The 18,458-nt window shown below is 62.2% G+C and carries 10 protein-coding genes; 6 read left to right on the top strand and 4 right to left on the bottom strand.

Annotated elements, in window-relative coordinates; all coding sequences use genetic code 11:
* Window positions 1-4: 4 nt before the first annotated feature.
* Complete coding sequence (locus VLA07_RS22550) at window positions 5-3,223, top strand: transporter substrate-binding domain-containing protein (protein ID WP_442969556.1); 3,219 nt, start codon at window positions 5-7, stop codon at window positions 3,221-3,223.
* Between the two features lie 4 nt (window positions 3,224-3,227).
* Here VLA07_RS22550 and dkgB read toward each other — a convergent pair whose 3' ends face one another.
* Window positions 3,228-4,031, bottom strand: coding sequence for a 2,5-didehydrogluconate reductase DkgB (gene dkgB, locus VLA07_RS22545; protein WP_247842489.1), 804 nt, complete (start codon window positions 4,029-4,031; stop codon window positions 3,228-3,230).
* 291 nt (window positions 4,032-4,322) lie between these two features.
* Between dkgB and VLA07_RS22540 the strand changes: the two genes are divergently transcribed.
* The 3 genes from VLA07_RS22540 (at window position 4,323) to VLA07_RS22530 (ending at window position 7,378) form a co-directional block, all read left to right on the top strand.
* Entirely contained in the window at window positions 4,323-5,189 is an 867-nt protein-coding gene (locus VLA07_RS22540) for a pirin family protein (protein WP_333991428.1), read from the top strand.
* A gap of 208 nt (window positions 5,190-5,397) precedes the next feature.
* Window positions 5,398-6,840, top strand: a complete 1,443-nt coding sequence (locus tag VLA07_RS22535) for a mechanosensitive ion channel domain-containing protein (RefSeq protein WP_097087705.1) — start codon at window positions 5,398-5,400, stop codon at window positions 6,838-6,840.
* 97 nt (window positions 6,841-6,937) lie between these two features.
* Complete coding sequence (locus VLA07_RS22530) at window positions 6,938-7,378, top strand: carboxymuconolactone decarboxylase family protein (protein ID WP_027614017.1); 441 nt, start codon at window positions 6,938-6,940, stop codon at window positions 7,376-7,378.
* A gap of 132 nt (window positions 7,379-7,510) precedes the next feature.
* Here the strand turns inward: VLA07_RS22530 and VLA07_RS22525 are convergent, their stop codons facing one another.
* The gene (locus VLA07_RS22525; RefSeq protein ID WP_333991426.1) at window positions 7,511-9,103 is read right to left on the bottom strand and encodes a DHA2 family efflux MFS transporter permease subunit; all 1,593 of its coding nucleotides are present in this window, start codon (window positions 9,101-9,103) and stop codon (window positions 7,511-7,513) included.
* Window positions 9,100-10,221 carry an HlyD family secretion protein gene (locus tag VLA07_RS22520; protein WP_333991425.1) on the bottom strand — a complete coding sequence of 374 codons (1,122 nt, stop codon included), beginning with the start codon at window positions 10,219-10,221 and terminating at the stop codon, window positions 9,100-9,102. Before VLA07_RS22520 ends, VLA07_RS22525 begins: the two co-directional genes overlap by 4 nt.
* 343 nt (window positions 10,222-10,564) lie before the next feature.
* On the opposite strand from VLA07_RS22520, the gene VLA07_RS22515 reads away from it, so the two are divergent.
* Together VLA07_RS22515 and VLA07_RS22510 are read left to right on the top strand one after the other, a co-directional pair.
* The gene (locus VLA07_RS22515) at window positions 10,565-12,292 is read left to right on the top strand and encodes a ShlB/FhaC/HecB family hemolysin secretion/activation protein (protein WP_333991424.1); all 1,728 of its coding nucleotides are present in this window, start codon (window positions 10,565-10,567) and stop codon (window positions 12,290-12,292) included.
* Between the two features lie 113 nt (window positions 12,293-12,405).
* Window positions 12,406-16,875 carry a hemagglutinin repeat-containing protein gene (locus VLA07_RS22510; RefSeq protein ID WP_333991422.1) on the top strand — a complete coding sequence of 1,490 codons (4,470 nt, stop codon included), beginning with the start codon at window positions 12,406-12,408 and terminating at the stop codon, window positions 16,873-16,875.
* A 275-nt stretch (window positions 16,876-17,150) separates the two neighbouring features.
* Here the strand turns inward: VLA07_RS22510 and nhaA are convergent, their stop codons facing one another.
* Window positions 17,151-18,353: a Na+/H+ antiporter NhaA gene (gene nhaA / locus VLA07_RS22505; RefSeq protein ID WP_333991420.1), complete on the bottom strand. Its 1,203-nt coding sequence runs from the start codon at window positions 18,351-18,353 to the stop codon at window positions 17,151-17,153.
* Window positions 18,354-18,458 lie beyond the last annotated feature (105 nt).

The raw sequence follows: 18,458 nt of genomic DNA, 5'->3' as shown, positions 1-18,458 counted from the left end.
CACAGTGAATCTGCGACGCTGGTGGTGCGTGCTGTGGGTGAGCCTCACGGCCACCTGCTGGGCTGGTGAACCGCCACAGCCACTGGAGTTGTTGAGCCAGGCGGCACTGGAAAATATCCGGGTTCCGCTCGACCCCCAGGATCAACAGTGGCTACGCCGCCATCCGACGTTGCGCATGGGGATTTCCGGGCCCGATTATCCACCGTTCGAGATCACGCGGAATCGGCAGGAGCTGGAAGGTCTCACCGCCGACTATGCCGAGCTGCTGGCGCAACTGCTCGGGGTGCGGATCGAGGTGCAACGCTACGCAAACCGCGACGCGGTGATGAGCGCACTCAAGCGCGGCGAACTCGATCTGCTGGGCACCTCGAACAATTTCGAGCTGGCCGATCCAGATTTCATCTTGTCGCGCCCCTATGCCGAAGACCAACCGATGCTGGTGACCCGGCTCGACGAAACGTTACCGGCCGACCTGACAGGCAAACGCATCGCCATGGTCGAGGACTATCTGCCGCTGACCAGCGTGCAGGCGTTCTACCCCGACGCGAAGGTGCAGCGTTACGCCTCGGCAATGGATGCGCTGGGTGCGGTAGCGTTTGGTGTCGATGACGGCTATCTCGGCGATCTGATCAGTGCCAATTACCTGATCAACACCAATTACCGCAATGACCTGCAACTGGCCGGGCCCTCGGGCCTGGATGCCAATCCCTTCGGTTTCGCCCTGCTGCGCAGTGAGGTGCGCCTCAAACGCATCATCGACAAGGCGCTGGCGGCCATTCCCATGGAGCGCCGACAGCTTATCGAGCAGCGCTGGAGTGCGGGGGGCGCGCACATGGCCGCGCAGTCACGGGTACGCCTCAGTGTCAGCGAGCAGCAGTGGCTGGAGCAACATCCTCGGGTGCGGGTCGGCGTGATCGAAGACTTCGCACCGCTGACGTTTTTTGATGCCGACGGACGATTCAACGGGCTGTCGGCGCAGTTGCTCAACCTGATCAGTCAGCGTACCGGGCTGCAATTCGAAGTGGTTCGGGGGCGTTCGCTGGATCGTCAGATTGAGCAGCTCAAGGCCGGTGAACTCGACGTGTTGCCGGTGGTGACCCCGAGCAGCGAACGGGAAACCGAGCTGCAATTCACCCGTGCCTACCTGAATAATCCGTTTGTGCTGGTCAGTGCGACGACGGCCGGCAGCCCGCGCAGCCTCGCCGATCTGCCGGGCAAGCGGCTGGCGATTTATCGCGGTCATCCATTGCACGACTTTATTCTGCAGCAGGTGCCCGGGATTCGCCTGGTGGAGGTGCGCAGCCCGGCCGAGGGCATGGAGCAGATCGCCAAAGGCCAGGCCGACGTGACGGTCAGCTCACTGCTGGTGGCGCGTTTTCTGATCGCCCGCCATTATCGCGAACGCCTGCGCATCACCAACACGATCGGCGATCAGCCGGCACGCATTGCGCTGGCGACCGCAGCGCAGGATACGTCGCTGCACACGATTCTGAACAAGGCGTTGCTGAGCATCGCGCCGCAGCAGATGGACGAACTGGTCGAGCGCTGGAGCCATGACGTGGTCGTGGAAGAGAGCTACTGGCAGCGTCATCGCCGCGAAATCCTGCTGGCGTTTGCCGGTGCGGCAGGGCTGCTGTTGCTGGCCTTGGCCTGGATCGGTTTTCAGCGCTCGCAGCTGCGTCAGCGTCAGCAGTGGCTGCAGCAGTTGCAGCAGGCCAAGGATGCCGCCGACGACGCCAATCGGGCCAAGACTACGTTTCTGGCGACCATGAGCCATGAAATCCGCACGCCGATGAATGCCCTGATCGGCATGCTCGAAATGGCCCTCAAGCGTGCCGAGGAGGGCGTCACCGACAAGCTGGCAATCGAGGTCGCGTCCGGTGCCGGCCAGCAATTACTGGGATTGATCGGCGATATTCTCGACATTGCGCGTATCGAGTCCGGGCATTTGTCCCTCGCGCCGCAGCGGGCCAATCTGCGCGAACAAGTGATCGCGGTGTGCCGCGTATTCGAAGGGCTTGCGCGGGAGAAACGCCTGCTGTGGCAGGTCGAACTGGATGCGCACAGTGACGTCGACGTCATGCTCGACCCGACACGCTTCAAGCAAGTGCTGTCAAACCTGTTGAGCAACGCGATCAAGTTCACCGAGCACGGGCAGGTCAGTCTGCAACTGTCGGTAACCAGGACAGCGCTTGGCCAGTTGGCCGTGAAACTAGCGATTGCAGACAGCGGAATCGGCATCAGTGCCGATGACCGCAAACGCCTGTTCAGTCCGTTCGTCCAGGCCGCTAACCAGGGCCAGTCAGCGCGTAGCGGCTCGGGACTGGGCCTGGTGATCAGCCGTAACCTCTGCGAAATGATGGGCGGCACACTGCACCTGGACAGCGAGCCGGGGCATGGAACGCGGGTCGAGGTAAACCTGCAGTTGCCGCTGTTGACCGCGCTCGAACCCGAGACGGCAGGCCCGCAAGTGGCGGACACGCCAGCGCGTTCGCTGAGCGTGCTGGTGGTGGACGATCATCCGGTCAACCGCTTGCTCCTGTGCCGGCAATTGAGTGAACTGGGCCACGCTACGGTCGATGTCGAGGATGGTGAGCTGGGCTTGCAGCGCTGGCGAACACAGGCTTTCGATGTGCTGATCACCGATTGCAACATGCCCCGGCGCAACGGTTACGAACTCGCTCGGACACTTCGTGAAGAAGAGGCGGCGAGCGGTCGGGCACGCTGCCTGATCCTCGGCTTCACTGCCAACGCGCAGGTCGAGGAGAAAGTCCGTTGTCTTGAGGCCGGCATGGACGATTGTCTGTTCAAGCCGATTCGCTTGCACGATCTGCAACAGGCATTGAAGGCGGCCAGTCGCGGTGACGGTGACCAGCTGTCGTACCCGGCACCGCCGTTGCCCGAGATCGACCTGAGCGCGCTTGAACAGATGGCCGGGGACAATCCTGCAGTGATGCAGCGCCTGCGCGAACAAGTGTTGCGCAGTCTGCACGAGGATCTGCAACGGCTGGACGCTGCGCGCCAGCCACAGGATCTGAGCGAATTAAGCACCCTGGCGCATCACATCAAGGGCGGTGCGCAAATGGTCGGTGCCGCGCGGGTGGCGGCGGCGTGCGCGGAGCTCGAACAGGCGTGTCGCGACGCCGAAACCCTGGCTGTCCACCGCTCGGCGGATGCGCTGCGCAGGGCCATGCTCGGCCTCGCGCAGCGGCTTCAGGACTGAGCGATCAATCCCACTGCGGGGCAATGCCTTTCGGGCTGGTCAGACGATGGCCGCGCTCCAGACCGGCGATCAGCGCCATGTCGGATTCGCTCAGGGTCAGCGTGGTGGCGCCGAGGTTGCTTTGCAGGTTGGCGCGTTTGGTCGACGATGGAATCACCGCGTAACCCGACTGCATCGCCCAGGCCAGGGTGACTTGCGCCGGGGTCGCTTGCAGGCGTTCAGCGATCTGCTGAATCACCGGATCCTTCAGCACTTCGCCATAGGCAAGGGTCATGTAGGAGGTGATCTGGATGCCTTGGCTGCGGGCGAACTCGACCACTTTGCGATTTTGCAGGTACGGGTGCAGCTCGATCTGGTTGGTGGCGATGTTTTCCGCGCCGACCGCTGCGATGGCTTGTTGCATCAAGTCGATGGTGAAGTTGGACACCCCGATCTGCCGGGTCAGGCCCAGACGCTTGGCTTCGAGCAGCGCGCCCATGAATTCGGCGACCGGCACCTGATCTTCCGGCGACGGCCAGTGGATCAGGGTCAGGTCGAGGTAGTCGGTCTGCAGTTTCTGCAGGCTTTCCTTGAGGCTGTCGATGAGACGATCCTTGGCGAAGTTGGCGATCCAGATCTTGCTGGTGATGAACAACTCTTCGCGAGCAATGCCGCTGGCGGCGATGGCCTGGCCGACCTCGGCTTCGTTCTCGTAGATCTGCGCGGTGTCGATGGCGCGGTAACCGAGTTCAAGGCCGGTGCGCACCGAATCGATGACCACCTGACCTTGCAGGCGAAACGTACCCAGACCAAAAGCGGGAACAGACATTGATGACTCCAGGGTTGCAGTGGGAATGGGCAGGAGTATCCGCGTCTGCGTGCTTGGGAAAAACCGCTGCTGGGGCAAAGCACTGTTGAGCAGAAGTCATGAATCTTTCCCGATAGTTGTGTTGTCTGGACTGGCACCTTTGCGAGCAAGTCCGCTCCCGCAAGGATCGAGATTCAACGGTGGGACTGTTCTATGAATGGAACACTAAAGCCGGTTTTTGCCGTCTAGTCCTAAAAACGCTATGGATTTAAGCTTAATCCATTGCGTCACCCACCTTTTCTGGAGGCAACCATGAAAAACATCATCGGTATCTACACCAGCCCTCGCGGCCATTGGGTCGGCGATGGTTTCCCGGTGCGCACTCTGTTTTCCTATGACAACCTGGGCAAACACATCAGCCCGTTCCTGCTGCTCGATCACGCAGGACCGGCCGAATTCACCCCGACCACCGAGCGCCGTGGCGTCGGCCAGCACCCGCACCGTGGTTTTGAAACGGTGACCATCGTCTACGACGGCGAAGTGCAGCACCGCGACTCCACCGGCAGCGGCGGCACCATCGGCCCCGGCGATGTGCAGTGGATGACCGCCGCGTCCGGGATTCTCCACGAGGAGTTCCACTCGGATGATTTCGCCAGAACCGGCGGCAAGCTGGAAATGGTGCAGCTGTGGGTCAACCTGCCGGCCAAGGACAAAATGGCTGCGCCCGGCTACCAGACCATTCTCGACGGCGATATTCCGAATATCGCGCTGAAGGACGATGCCGGCCGGCTGCGGCTGATCGCTGGTGAGTTCGATGGGCATAAAGGCCCGTCGCACACTTTCACGCCGATCGACGTCTGGGACCTGCGGCTCAATGCCGGCAAGTTGCTGACGCTCGATCTGCACGAGGGACGCAACACCGCGCTGGTGCTGTTGAAAGGTTCGATGCAGATCAACGGTGTGGAAACCGCAGGTGTCGGGCAGTTGGTGCTGTTCGAGCGCGACGGCCGTCAGTTGACCCTTGAGGCCAGTGAAGATGCGGTGGTGTTGCTGCTCAGTGGCGAGCCGATTGATGAACCGATTGTCGGCCATGGCCCGTTCGTGATGAACACCGAGCAGGAAATTCATCAGGCATTCGCCGACTTCCAGTCCGGGCGTTTTGGCCAAATGCACGGGTAAATTTCCCCCATGTGGGAGCGGGCTTGCTCGCGAATGCGGAGGGTCAGTCAATGCATGTTTGACTGACCCTCCGCATTCGCGAGCAAGCCCGCTCCCACATTGGTTTCCGGATGTTTTTGCGCGGGCGTTCATCCTCTGAAATCAATTACTCCTACACTTGCCCAATCTGTGCGATCTTCTCGCGATTGGCCCCTGTCGGAGTGCTTTGATGTTGTCTTTTTTGACCGAACATCCGTTGTTTTGCGCGTTGATCCTGATCCTCCTCGATCTCGGGCTGTGGCGCCTGATCAGTTCCCGAGGCAGCGAGTGGAAGCTGCTGGTGCGGGTGCTGATTTTCAGCCTGTTCAGCGTGCTGTTGTTCAACGAAGGCCTGAATCCGATGGAGCCGGCGCCGTGGGCCGACAACGTGCCGCTGCACCTGGCGGCGACCGGGTTGCAGATCGGCTGGTGGCTGTTCGGCGCGCGCACCCTTACCGTGCTGATCGGTGCGGTGATGATGCAGCGGGTCGGGCACACCGGGCGGCTGTTGCAGGATCTGCTCGGTGCGGTGATTTTCCTGATCGCGATTATCGCGGCCCTGGCCTACGTGCTGGATCTGCCGGTCAAAGGTGTGCTGGCGACGTCCGGGGCTTTGGCGATCATCGTCGGTCTGGCGTTGCAGAGCACGCTCAGCGATGTGTTTTCCGGGATCGTGCTCAACACCACCAAGCCCTATCAGATCGATGACTGGATCTCGATCGATGGCACCGAAGGCCGGGTTATCGATATCGACTGGCGCGCCACGCGTTTGCAGACCAGTCAGGGCAGCATGGCAGTGATTCCCAACTCGCTGGCGGCCAAGGCCAAGATCATCAACTTCAGCCGACCGAGCAACATGTTCGGAGTCGCCGTCAGCGTCCAGGTCAGCCCGCATGCCCGGCCCAATACGGTGATCGACGCGCTGGAGCGGGCGATGCAGGGTTGCCGTCCGCTGCTGGACAATCCCTCGCCAAGCGTCGCGCTGAAAAGCTCCAGCAGCGCCGGTGCGGAATATGAAATCAGCGGTTTTGTCTCGTCGATGGATCAGAAGCGCTCGGTGCGCAATCAGCTGTTCGATCTGGCTTACCGGCATCTGCAGGCATCCGGGATCAATCTGTTGTCGAGTGTCGAACCGATCGTCGCCGGCAACCTCTCGCGGCCGCGGGCGCTGCTCGACAGTTCGCCGATTTTCTCCACGCTGCGCCAGGAAGAGAAAGACACCTTCAGCCAAAACATGACCCTGCAAACCTTCCGTGCCGGCGAGACGATCCTCGAGGCCGGGGAGGTCAGCGATCATTTGTTCATCATCGAATCGGGCGTGGTCAGCGTGACCTTGACTCGCCATGGCAGCCCGTTCGAATCCGGGCGCATGGGGCCGGGGGAGGTGATCGGCGAGGCCGGTATCCTCTCCGATTCGTCTGTGCCGGCCACCTTCGCGGCGAAAACCTTCTGTGCGCTTTACCGCATCGAGAAGACCTATCTGAAGCCGTGCCTGGATGCCCGCCACGACATCAACGAGGCGATGAAAGCCTTGCTCGATTATCGCCTGCACAAGGCCCAGACCCTGACGCAGGACGTGCCGACCGTGGTGGCGAAAACCGGGTTCCTGCACTGGTTGCGCAATCGCGTGTGACAGGGTGGTCTACTCGTCTTCCGGGAGATTGGCTATTTGTCCGGGGCAAGTGCGGGACTAACTTAGTTACACATTCACTGGCCCCGGAAACTCAATCATGAAAGCTCGTACCGATTTCTACACCGCCTCCCCAGACGCCCTGAAAGCGATGATCGCCCTGGAAACCGCGGTCTCGAAACTGCCGCTGGAAAAGACCCTGATCGAACTGGTCAAGCTGCGCGCTTCGCAGATCAACGGCTGTGCGTTCTGCATCGACATGCACACCGCTGACGCGATCAAGGGCGGCGAAACCCCGCGTCGACTGTTCGCCGTCACCGCATGGCGTGAAGCGCCGTTCTTCACCGAGCGCGAACGTGCTGCGCTGCTGTGGACCGAATCGCTGACCCAACTGAGCCTGACCCACGCCCCGGACGAAGACTACGACATCGTCGCCGCGCAATTCACGCCCAAGGAAATGGTCGACCTGAGCGTGGCGATCAGCACCATCAACAGCTGGAACCGTCTGGCCGTGGGCTTCCGCAAAACCCCACAGCTCTAAGCCCCAGACACAATCTTTTGTAGGAGTGAGCCTGCTCGCGATAGCGATTATCCGTTCAACATCAATGTTGAATGAACTGGCGCCATCGCGAGCAGGCTCACTCCTACAGGGGGCATGCATTGCAGATCTGGATCAATGCCCATCCGCACTCGGCGCGGCCGGTGGTTGTACCTTGCGCATCAAGGGCACCATCGCCGTGGCGATGATGAAGCACAGCATGATCATCAAAAAGGTGTCGCCGTAGGTCTGGGTCTGCGCCTCGCGGTAGGTCAGCAGCCACAGTTGACGCAGGCCTGCGGTGACGCCGACGTCACCACTCTGACCCAGTGTCGCCAGGTTGCCACCGACCTGCGACAGCCACTGATTCATCGCCTCGTTGCTGCTGTTCAAATGCTCGGCCAGGCGAGTGAAGTGCAGGTTGGTGCGGTCATTGAGAATGGTCGCGCACGCGGCAATCCCGATCGCCCCGCCCAGATTGCGCATCAGGTTGAATAGCCCTGAGGCGTGCTTCAAGCGTGCCGGTGCCAAACCTCCCAAAGTCAGTGTCACTGCCGGCGGCACCGCCAGTTGCTGGGCGATCCCGCGCAGCGCCTGCGGTAGCATCAACTGGCCGGAACCCCAGTCGTGGGTGATCGGACTGAATTCCCACATCGACACGGCAAACAGGCCCAGGCCGATCATCATGATCCAGCGCAGATCCATGCGATTGGCGAGAAAGGCATACAGCGGAATCGCCATGATCTGGAACACCCCGGTGGAAAAAACCGCCAGACCAATGTCCAGCGCGCTGTAGCCACGCACCCGTCCAAGAAACAGCGGAGTCAGGTAAATCGTTGCGAACAGACCGATCCCGGTGACAAAGGAAAAGAAACAGCCCAGGGCAAAATTGCGATCCTTGAGTGCGCGCAGATCGACGATCGGATTGGCCACGTGCAAGGTGCGCCCGATAAAGGCCAGACCCGCCAGACCGCTGATCCACGCCGTGGTCAGAATCGTTTGATCGCTGAACCAGTTCCAGCGCGGGCCTTCTTCGAGGGTGTATTCCAGGCAGCCGAGAAACAGCGCGAGAAACACCATGCTCAGGTAGTCCGCGCCCTTGAGCAGCGCGAGCTCCGGCTGGTCGATTTTCACCAGCATCGGCACGGCCACCGCAACGAAAATTCCCGGCACCAGGTTGATGTAGAACAGCCAGTGCCATGAGGAAATGTCGGTGATCCAGCCGCCGATCACCGGCCCCAACGTCGGCGCCAGAGACGCCACCGCACCGATGGTTGCGGCGGCAATCACCCGTTGTTTGCCGGTGAAGAAAAAGAACGCGGTGGTGAACACCAGCGGAATCATCGAGCCGCCGAGAAAGCCTTGCAGTGCACGAAAGGCGATCATGCTCTGGATGTTCCAGGCCACGCCGCAGAGCAGGCTGGCCAGGGTGAAGCCGACCGCCGAGGCGCAGAACAGCCAGCGTGTGGAGAACACCCGCGACAGCCAGCCCGACAACGGGATCACGATGATTTCAGCGATCAGGTAACTGGTCTGCACCCACGCGGTTTCGTCGGTGCCGGCCGAGAGTCCGCCGCCGATGTCGCGCAACGAGGCCGAGACAATCTGGATGTCCAGCAACGCGATGAACATGCCGATGCACATGGTGGCGAAGGCGAACACTTTGGTCGCGGTGGCCATGTCGGCGGCGTTGAACGGTTGCGCCGGGGCGGTGAGGGCGGTGCTCATGGCGCGACGGCCACGGCGCTGGTTTCGGCTTGCGCGCGGGTGTCGACTTCAGCGGTGACCGACAAGCCTGGCCGCAGATGCCCGAGCACGCTGTCGGCCGGATCAAGCAGAATTCGCACCGGCACCCGCTGGACGATTTTGGTGAAGTTGCCGGTGGCGTTCTCCGGCGGTAGCACGCTGAATTGCGAGCCGGTGGCGGGGGCGAGGCTGTCGAGGCGGCCGTGGAATTCCTGGCCGGAGAGCACGTCGGCACGGATGCTCACCCGTTGTCCGGGTTGCATCCGCGCCAGTTGGTCTTCCTTGAAATTGGCATCCACCCACAGACCGCTGGCCGGCACCACCGACAGCTGTTGCGAACCCGCCTGGGCATAGGCGCCGACCCGCGCGCGGCGGTTGCCGATCACGCCGTCAACCGGCGCGCGCAGCTCGGTGTAGCCGAGATTCAACTGCGCCAGATCACGCTCGGCCCGGGCTTGTTGCAGGGCGGCGCGGGCCTGTTGTTTCTGGGTGTCGATCACCGCCAGTTGGCGCTGGGCGGCGAGCAATTCAGCCTGGGCGCGAGCGCTCAGGGCTTGCGCGGTCTTGAAAGTCGCGTCGGCACGCTGGGCACTTTCCACCGACACGGCATTGGTGCTCACCAGACGTTTGTAGCGCGCATTGTCATCCCGCGAGCGGGCGGTTTCGGCACCGGCGGCATCGATGCCGGCGCGGGCCTGGCCGATCACCGCTTGCTGCAGTTGCTCAGTAGCGTCGAGGTTGGCCAACAGCGCTTCTTCGGCGGCGACTGCGCCTTCGGCTTTGGCGAGGTTGGCACGATAGTCGCGCGCGTCGAGGCGAATCAGCACCTCACCGGCCTTGACCGATTGGTTGTCGCTGACCAGCACTTCTTCGATGTACCCGGCGACCTTCGGCCCGATCACCGTGACGTCGCCACCGATGTAGGCATCGTCGGTCTCTTCGAGAAAACGCCCGGTGCCCCACCAGTGCGCGGCATACATGCCGACCGCGACCAGCGCGATCAGGCCGGCGCCGGTCAGCAGCAGGCGTTTGCGCAATGGCGGCTTGGCGGGGGTGACCGGGGCAGACAGGTCTGGCTCAAGGGTGGACATGCTGGTCATGGCGTAATACCTGCGGAAACGGGCTGTTATTACGGTTGTAATATGACGCAAGTAATATTTTGTGGCAATTATGTTTTTGTGCCGATCGTCATTTGCTTACCCGGCCTCGGGGTTTGGAGCGGTTTCGACAAACGACAGCGCCAGTAATACAGGGGCAAATCTTCAAGAACTCAATGAAAGTCATCGGGGAACACCTGAGGCGGTGATGTTGAACGCAGTAAAATCAAATGTTTAAGAAATGTAAGCGTTGTAGGAAGCATCTTGCATTTGCGTAGGAAGGCTCTGACTATCACTCGCATTGATGAGGTGGCATTACGCTACTTTATGATTGCAAGGATGTTGCGTGCCGTATTTGCTTTGCGCTGTTTTCCGTCATCGTTCCACGCTTTGCCCGCTGTTGTCGGCCTTTGTGTTGAGTGTGTGTGCCTCCTCGATTCAAGCGGCTGATCCTGTTGTGCCGGGCCAGGAAGTGCTGCGCCAGCAGCAACAGCAACAGCGCGATCTGCAACAACTGCAGATGGAACAACGCAAGCGCCAACTGGAGCGCGGTGCGTTCGGTCCTGCGCCCGCCACCCCAGTGCTCCCGCAGACCGTCACCCCCGATGAACGCTGCTGGCCGCTAAGCGGCACGCGTATCGGTGGCGTCACGCTGATCGACAGCGCCAAGCTCAACGCCCGGATCAAACCGCTGCTGGCGCCGTGCATGGGCGTCGGCCAGATCAACCATCTGCTGGCGACCATCACCGCCGCCTACGTCGAGCAGGGCTACATCGCCAGCCGCCCGTACCTGTTGAGCGCGCCGGCGGCGGGGCAGTCGCTGGACATCATGATCGACGAGGGCTACATCGAGTCCATCGAACTGGCCGATCAGAGCCTGCCCGTTTCGCTGGGCGGCGCGTTCCCGCATATGCTCGGCCAGCCGCTGAACCTGCGTGATCTGGAGCAAGGCCTGGATCAACTGAACCGCTTGCGTTCGATCGATTTGACCGCCGACATCGCCCCCGGTAGCCAACCGGGTGCCTCGCGCATCATCCTGCGCTCGCGTACCTCCGGACAGTCGCGCTGGGCGTTGGGCCTGGGCATGGACAACCTTGGCAGCGCCAGCACCGGGCGTGACCGCGATACCGTCAGCCTGAGCTTCGACAGTCCGTTGCAACTCAATGATCTGTTGAGCCTCAGTGCCAGCGACACGTTGAATCAGGGCGACCGCTACAGTCGCAACGCCAGCCTGTATTACGCGATTCCCTACGGCTACTGGACCTACAGCGCGTTCGCCAGCCATGCGGAATATCGCGCGCCGTTCAAGCTGCCCAGCGCGACCTTGTACAGCACCGGCATCACCGATCAACTGAGTCTGCGCGCCGACCGCGTTTTGTGGCGCGACCAGAGCCGTCAGCTCAGCGCCAACCTGCAACTGGCACACAAGGACGTCGACAGCTATCTGGAAAATGTCCGTCTGGGCATTCAAAGCCCGACCCTGACCGTGGCCGAAGCCGGACTCAATCTGTTCTGGCTCGACCGTGCGGTGTGGAACCTCGACTTCACCTATTCGCAAGGCCTGCGCTGGCTGGGCGCTGATGACGACGCCAATCATGCGGTCAACAACCTGCCCAAAGCGCAGTTTCGCAAGTACCGCGCCGGCCTCAGCCAGTGGCGCAACGGCCAGTTCGGCGCGCAAGCGTGGCAGTGGCAAAGCCAGCTCAATCTGCAATACAGCCCCGATCCGTTACCGGCCATCGAACAGTTGCTCGGCACCGATGATTCGGCGGTGCGCGGCTATCGGGTCAGCAGCGCATCCGGTGCCAGCGGCGCGATCTGGCGTAACACCTTGCGTCTGCCGCTGCGCAGCGATTGGCCGGTGCAGATCACCCCGCGCGTGGGCCTGGACAACGGCTGGCTCAAGGCCGATCACGGCGCCCAGGGCCAGCGCCTGAGCGGCGCCAGCGTCGGGCTGAATCTGGGCTGGAAGAATCTGCAAGTGGACGTCGATTACCAACGCGCCCTCAACACCCCCAAAGGTTTGCAGCACGAGCCAGAGACCTGGCTGATGCGCGTGGGGTTGCAGATATGAGCGCCACCGAAACTCATCATGCAGTGAACAAACCGCCGTCGGATCTGAGCGCGACAGCCACGGCCAAGACTAAATCGCGCGCCGTGATGCCGTACTTACATGGAGACGTTTTTATGCCAGCACACACCTTTGCATTCCATCTTTCTCCTCGGGGCAAACTGCGCTGGGCGATCGCCAGCCTGTTCTTCGCCGTGCACCTGCCCAGCGCCATCGCCGGCGGTGTGGTGGTCGCTCCCGGCCCCGGCGGCACCGCGCAATTGCAGACGCAGGGCGGCGTGCCCATCGTCAATATCGTCGCGCCCAACGGCTCGGGCCTGTCGCACAACCAGTTCCTCGACTACAACGTCGACCGTCAGGGCCTGGTGCTGAACAACGCCTTGCAGGCCGGGCAATCGCAGCTCGCCGGGCAACTGGCGGCCAACCCGCAACTGCAGGGCCAGGCGGCGAGCGTGATCCTCAACGAGGTGATCAGCCGCAACCCTTCGGCCATCAACGGCGCCCAGGAAATCTTCGGCCGCGCCGCCGATTACGTGCTGGCCAACCCCAACGGCATTTCGGTGAACGGCGGCAGTTTCATCAACACGCCTAACGCCAGTCTGCTGGTCGGTCGTCCGGAGTTGAACGACGGCAAACTGCAAGCCTTGAACACCCGCGACGCCAGCGGTCAGTTGCAGATCCAGAGTGGCGGCCTGCGTAACGCCGAGGGTTCGGTCAACCTGATCGCCCCGCGTATCAACAGCCAGGGCCGCATCGATGCCCGCGATCAACTGAACCTCACGGTCGGGCGCAATCAGGTCGATTACGCCAGCGGTCAGGTCAAAGCCGTGGATCCGGCGGGCAACACCCAGGATCAACGCATTGACGCCAGCCTGTTCGGCGCGATGCAGGCCGGGCGCATCAACATCGTCAGCACCGCCGAAGGCGCGGGCGTGCGTGTGGGGGCGGTGCAAGTGGCCGGGCGTGACGGCGTACAGATTCGTTCCGCCGGCGACCTCAGCGTCAGCGGTGAAGCCATCCCCAACAGCCTCGAAGTGACCCGTGCCAGCATTCGCAGCAGTCAGGGTGATGTCGGCCTGCACAGCAGCAACGACCTGACGCTGGCCGCCACCGATCTCAGTGCTCGCGACGTCAACGTCAATGCCAAGCGCAACCTGACCCTGAGCACCGTCGAAAGCCGCAAGCTCCAGGAGCAGCGCGAAAACTGGAGCAACAGCACCATCGGCATCACCTGGGAAACCTACGACCGCACCCGGACCGACAGTGAAACTCGCCAGCACGGCAGCCAGATCGTCGCCAGCCGCGACGCCAGGCTGACCTCCGGCAAAGACACCGAACTCAAAGCTGCGAAAGTTGAAGCGGCGAAAAATCTCGATGTGCAGAGTGGCGGCGATCTGCGCCTGACCGCTGCCACCGAAAGCCACACCCAGACTGATCAGGGCAACCATCGCAAGCATCTGTGGAAGGCCGACTGGAACAACAGCAGCGAAGAACAGCGCAGCATCGGCAGTCAGTTGAAGGGTGGCAATATCGCGCTGCAAACCGCCGCGTTGTTGCGTTCCGAAGGCGCCGAACTGAACAGCGCCGGCGATGTGAAACTGGCGGGCAAGCAAGTGGACGTCACCACGGCCACGCGCACCAGTCGCAGCAATAACAACAGTTACTCCGGCGACCTGGTTGGCGGCGGATTCTTCGGCAAGACCGGTGATGCCGACAAGGGCCAGACCCGGCATCAGGGCAGCAAAATCAATGCGGCCGGCAAGCTGATCGTCAAGGCTGACGACGTGCGCATCAGCGGCAGCCAGGTCCGTGGCGGCACCGAGGCCAGCGTGATCAGCGATCAGGGTTCGCTGGTGATCGACGGCGTGCAGGACACTTCGCACAGCAACAACCACGACAAGGACAGCAAATTCTTCGGCATCACCAAGGACGAGTCGCGGCAGAATTCCAGGGACAGCACCACGGTGCGCAGCGAGCTGGTTTCCGACAGCAATCTCAAGCTCAAAAGCGCCAAGGACATCGAAGTGGCCGGCTCTACGGTCAAGGCTGGTGGCGTGCTGACGGCGGACGCAGCGGGTGATGTGAACGTGCATTCCACGCAGAACAGCCACGCCAGCAGCTCGACCACCGAGACCCGTGGCTTCGATGCCTACGCCAAAGAGCAAACGCCGGAGCAATATCGCGCCGGGGTGCACTACGAAGACAAGCGGCAGACCGTCACCCGCAACGACGTCGACCAGCAGGGCTCGAGCCTCAGCGGTGGCAGCGTGCAGGTTAAAGCGGACGGCGATCTGACGATCAAGGGCGGTGAAGTCAAATCCACTGCTGGCGACACTACGCTGAGCGGCAAGAACGTGTCGTTGCTGGCCGAACAGGACAGCCACAAAACGTCGACCGACACCTCCAGCACTGGCGGCGGCTTCTACTACACCGGCGGCCTCGACCGCGCCGGCAGTGGTGTCGATTTTGCCCACAGCACCACGCAAGACAGCAGCAGCAAAACCACTGCGCAAACCACCCACGTGCAAAGCAGCGGCAGCCTGAACATCAATGCCGACAAGCTGCTGACCGAAGGTGCGCAGGTCAAGGCTGGCAACGGTCTGAATGTCGCGGCCAACGAGATCGACAACCGCGCCGCCAGCAACACCGAAAGCAGTACGCACAACCAGAGCAACTGGTCGGCGGACATCGGCGCCAACGTCGAGTACAAGGACATCGCCCGCCCGATTGCCGGTGCGGTCAAGGATGTGCTCAACGGCAAAATTCCGGACAAGGAATCCCTGAGCAATCTCGGCCAGCCGAACGTCGGTATCGACGTGGCGATCGGTCACGGCAGCGCCGACAAGACCGAGCAGAGCAGCAACGCTGTGGTCAGCCGTTTCGACGGCGGCAGCGTCGAGGTGAAAACCGCCGGCACCCTGCACGACGAGGGCACCCAGTACAGTGCGAGCAACGGCAAGGTCAACATCAGCGCTGACAAACTGGTTGCCGATGCCGCGAGCAAGACTCACAGCAGCACCGATAACTCGGTGGACGCCAAGGTCGACTTGCGCGTCTACACCAAGACCGGCGAGGACGTGAACGTCGCCGGCAGCGGCGCGGGTGGCAACAGCTACAGCAGCAAGGACAGCAGCACCGCAGTGGTGGGCGGTTTTGCCGGCAGCCAAGGCGTGAACATCAAGGTGGGCGGTGATGCGCAGTTCGCCGGCAGCCGTTTCGACGGCGGGCAGGGCGGTGTGAGCATCAAGACTGGCGGCGATCTGGCGCTGAATCAGGCAAACGACCGTCAGAGCAGCAGCGACTCCAGCCTGCGCGGCAACGGCTCGCTGACGGTCGGCACCTTGCCGGGCACCGACGGCACCAACGTCGACCTCGGCGCTGGCTTCCAGCTTGATCACACCGGCAAGCAGACCAATGACACTCAGGCTCATGTGGCGAGCATCAGCGGCAACGGCCCGGTGCAACTGAGCAGCGGTGGCAATCAGGTTCAGCAAGGCACGAAGATCGACAGCGCCGGCGCTATCGATCTGCACGCTGACGGCAAGCTAGATCTGCAAGCGGCCGTTGATACCCACACCGCGACCGGCAGCAATCTCGGCGGCGGTTTGAAGGGCGGCGGCAGCAAATCCAGCAGCGAGAAGAGTCGCGATCAGGGCGGTAATCTGAGCGGTAACTTCAACATTGGTCAGGTCAACGAAAACTCGCAAACCCTGACCGGTGGCCAGCTCAACAGCCAGAGCAACGTCGCCTTGAGCGGTGACGCGGTGCACCTGCAAGGCACGCAAGTCAGCGCGCCGAACGTCAGCGTCGATGCGCAGAAGGGCGGTTTGGTTCAGGAATCGGCGCAGTCCACCGAGAGCCGCAACAACTGGAACGTCGCGCTGAATGCCGGCGGCAACCTGAGCAGCAAGACCCCGACCGCAGCCGAGGAAAAGGCCAGCAGTGACCACGGCTTCAACGCCGGGGCCAAGGTCGGCGTCGATTACCTGCAAGGCACCACCCAGCAGAACAGCCAGATCAAGGCTGACAGCGTGGTGCTCAACAGCGCGGGGGATGCGCAGCTGTCGGGCGCGCGGATCGACGCGAAAAATGTCAGTGGCAAGGTCGCCGGTGATCTGATCGTCGAAAGCCGCCAGGACTCGACGACCCAGGCCAAGGTCGATGTTGATCTGGGCCTGACGGCGAAGAAAAATCCACCGAGCGACAAGGAAAAGCTCGCCGGCACCGACTATAAACCGACGCTGAAAGCGCAAGGCGAATACGCGCACAAGGACAGCGTGGTGCAGGCATCCGGCATCAGTGGCAATCAGGGTGTGAAGTTGAACGTTGGTGGTGGCACGCAGCTGACCGGCGCGCGGATCTCGGCGACTGAGGGCAAAGTGGATCTGGGTGCTTCGAAAGTGGGTAGCAGCGATCTGGTCAACCGTGAATACGGAGTGAAAGCCGGGCTGGATCTGCCGCAGAAAACCGAGGAGAACGCACAGAAGTTGTCATTCGATAACGGCAGTCTGAAAGTCGGTCCGGTGACCCTGAGCGGCAATCTGGACAGCCAGACCCTACAGGCCGGGATCGACGAAAAAGGCTGAGCAGCACCGCTATAAAAACTGTGGGAGCGGGCTTGCTCGCGAAGGCGGTGATTCAGTCGATAAATTAGCTGACTGAATNCTTGAATAAAACCCGCCCTCTAGGACCCATTGCCCTGCCAATTCGCCATTCACTCTTCCCCTTCCCTACCTTCCTTCCCCCCCACCCCCCCCCCCCCCCCCCCCCCCCCCCCCCCCCCCCCCCCCCCCCCCCCCCCCCCCCCCCCCCCCCCCCCCCCGCTCCCACATTGGTTTTCTGTCTCGACCCGATCTGGCGGTCAGCTCGAAGCCTTCGCCTTACCCGCATTCATCAGCACGACCACCGCCAGCAGCGCGGACAGGATCGAACCCAGCAACACCCCAACCTTCACCGAATCGACCAGGTGCGGCGCGCCCGGGAAGGCCAGTGCGCCAATGAACAGGCTCATGGTGAAGCCGATCCCGCAGAGCAGAGCGACACCATACAGTTGCAGCCAGCTCCCGCCCTGCGGCAGTTGCGCCAGACCGCTGCGAATCGCCAGGGCGCCGAGGCCGAGGATGCCGATCTGCTTGCCGAACAACAACCCCAGCGCCACGCCCAGTGGCACCGGCTCAAGCAGGTTGCTCGGGGAAATGCCAGTCAGCGACACCCCGGCGTTGGCGAAGCCGAAAATCGGCACCACAGCGAACGCCACCCACGGATGCATTTTTTCTTCGAGGTACAGCAGCGGCGAGTTGTGCTCGTCTTCGGGATTTCCCAGCGGAATGCACAGGGCCAGAATCACCCCGGCGAGGGTCGCGTGGATCCCCGATTGCAGCATGAAGAACCACAGGAAGGCGCCGGCGATCAGGTATGGCCAAAGCTTTCTGACACCGCAGCGGTTGAGGATCACCAGCAGTGCAATCACTGCCAACGAGGCCAGCAGCATGCTCACCGACAGGCCGCTGGTGTAGAAAATCGCGATGATCACCACTGCGCCCAGGTCATCGAGGATGGCCAGCGCCGAGAGGAAGATTTTCAGCGACACGGGCACCCGTTTGCCCAGCAGCGACAGCACGCCCAGGGCGAAAGCAATGTCGGTGGCGGCGGGGATCGCCCAACCGCTCAGGGTCTGCGGATTACCCCAGTTGATCGCGACGTAGATCAGCGCTGGCACCAGCATCCCGCCCAGCGCGGCGAAGCCCGGCAGCGCGCGCTGACCCCAGGTCGACAACTGTCCGGCGAGCATTTCGCGCTTGATCTCCAGGCCCACCAGCATGAAGAAGATCGCCATCAGGCCATCATTCACCCAATGCTCGATCGACAGACCGGCGATCTTGATGTGCAAGGTCGAGAAATACGTGGCCGCCCACGGCGAGTTGGCGACCAGCAGCGCGGCCAGGGCAGCGGCCATCAGAATCAGGCCACCGGCGGACTCGGCGGCGAAAAATCGCGAGAGAAAGGCCAGGGCAGAAGGCGACTCCTGACGGGCAGCCTGCAGGCGTGACGGATCGTGGCTCATAGGCACAGCAACTCCGCGCGGCGGCCCGACCTGCGCTGAATTAAACCTGCCCTGCCGCGTTGTTGCGGTGGCACCCGGGCGGCATTTTACACAATAGGTGGGGGA

This window comes from Pseudomonas sp. S3(2024) (assembly GCF_036861315.1).
GTDB lineage: Bacteria > Pseudomonadota > Gammaproteobacteria > Pseudomonadales > Pseudomonadaceae > Aquipseudomonas > Aquipseudomonas putida_A.
The sequence above is the reverse complement of the archived record's forward strand: the minus strand, read 5'-3'. Positions and strand labels throughout refer to the sequence as shown.

Excerpts from the sequence above, each read along its gene's own strand:
- VLA07_RS22525 (WP_333991426.1), bottom strand. The coding sequence starts at position 9,103 with ATGAGCACCGCCCTCACCGCCCCGGCGCAACCGTTCAACGCCGCCGAC.
- VLA07_RS22540 (WP_333991428.1), top strand. The coding sequence starts at position 4,323 with ATGAAAAACATCATCGGTATCTACACCAGCCCTCGCGGCCATTGGGTC.
- VLA07_RS22520 (WP_333991425.1), bottom strand. The coding sequence starts at position 10,221 with ATGACCAGCATGTCCACCCTTGAGCCAGACCTGTCTGCCCCGGTCACC.
- dkgB (WP_247842489.1), bottom strand. The coding sequence starts at position 4,031 with ATGTCTGTTCCCGCTTTTGGTCTGGGTACGTTTCGCCTGCAAGGTCAG.
- VLA07_RS22535 (WP_097087705.1), top strand. The coding sequence starts at position 5,398 with ATGTTGTCTTTTTTGACCGAACATCCGTTGTTTTGCGCGTTGATCCTG.
- VLA07_RS22510 (WP_333991422.1), top strand. The coding sequence starts at position 12,406 with ATGCCAGCACACACCTTTGCATTCCATCTTTCTCCTCGGGGCAAACTG.
- nhaA (WP_333991420.1), bottom strand. The coding sequence starts at position 18,353 with ATGAGCCACGATCCGTCACGCCTGCAGGCTGCCCGTCAGGAGTCGCCT.
- VLA07_RS22530 (WP_027614017.1), top strand. The coding sequence starts at position 6,938 with ATGAAAGCTCGTACCGATTTCTACACCGCCTCCCCAGACGCCCTGAAA.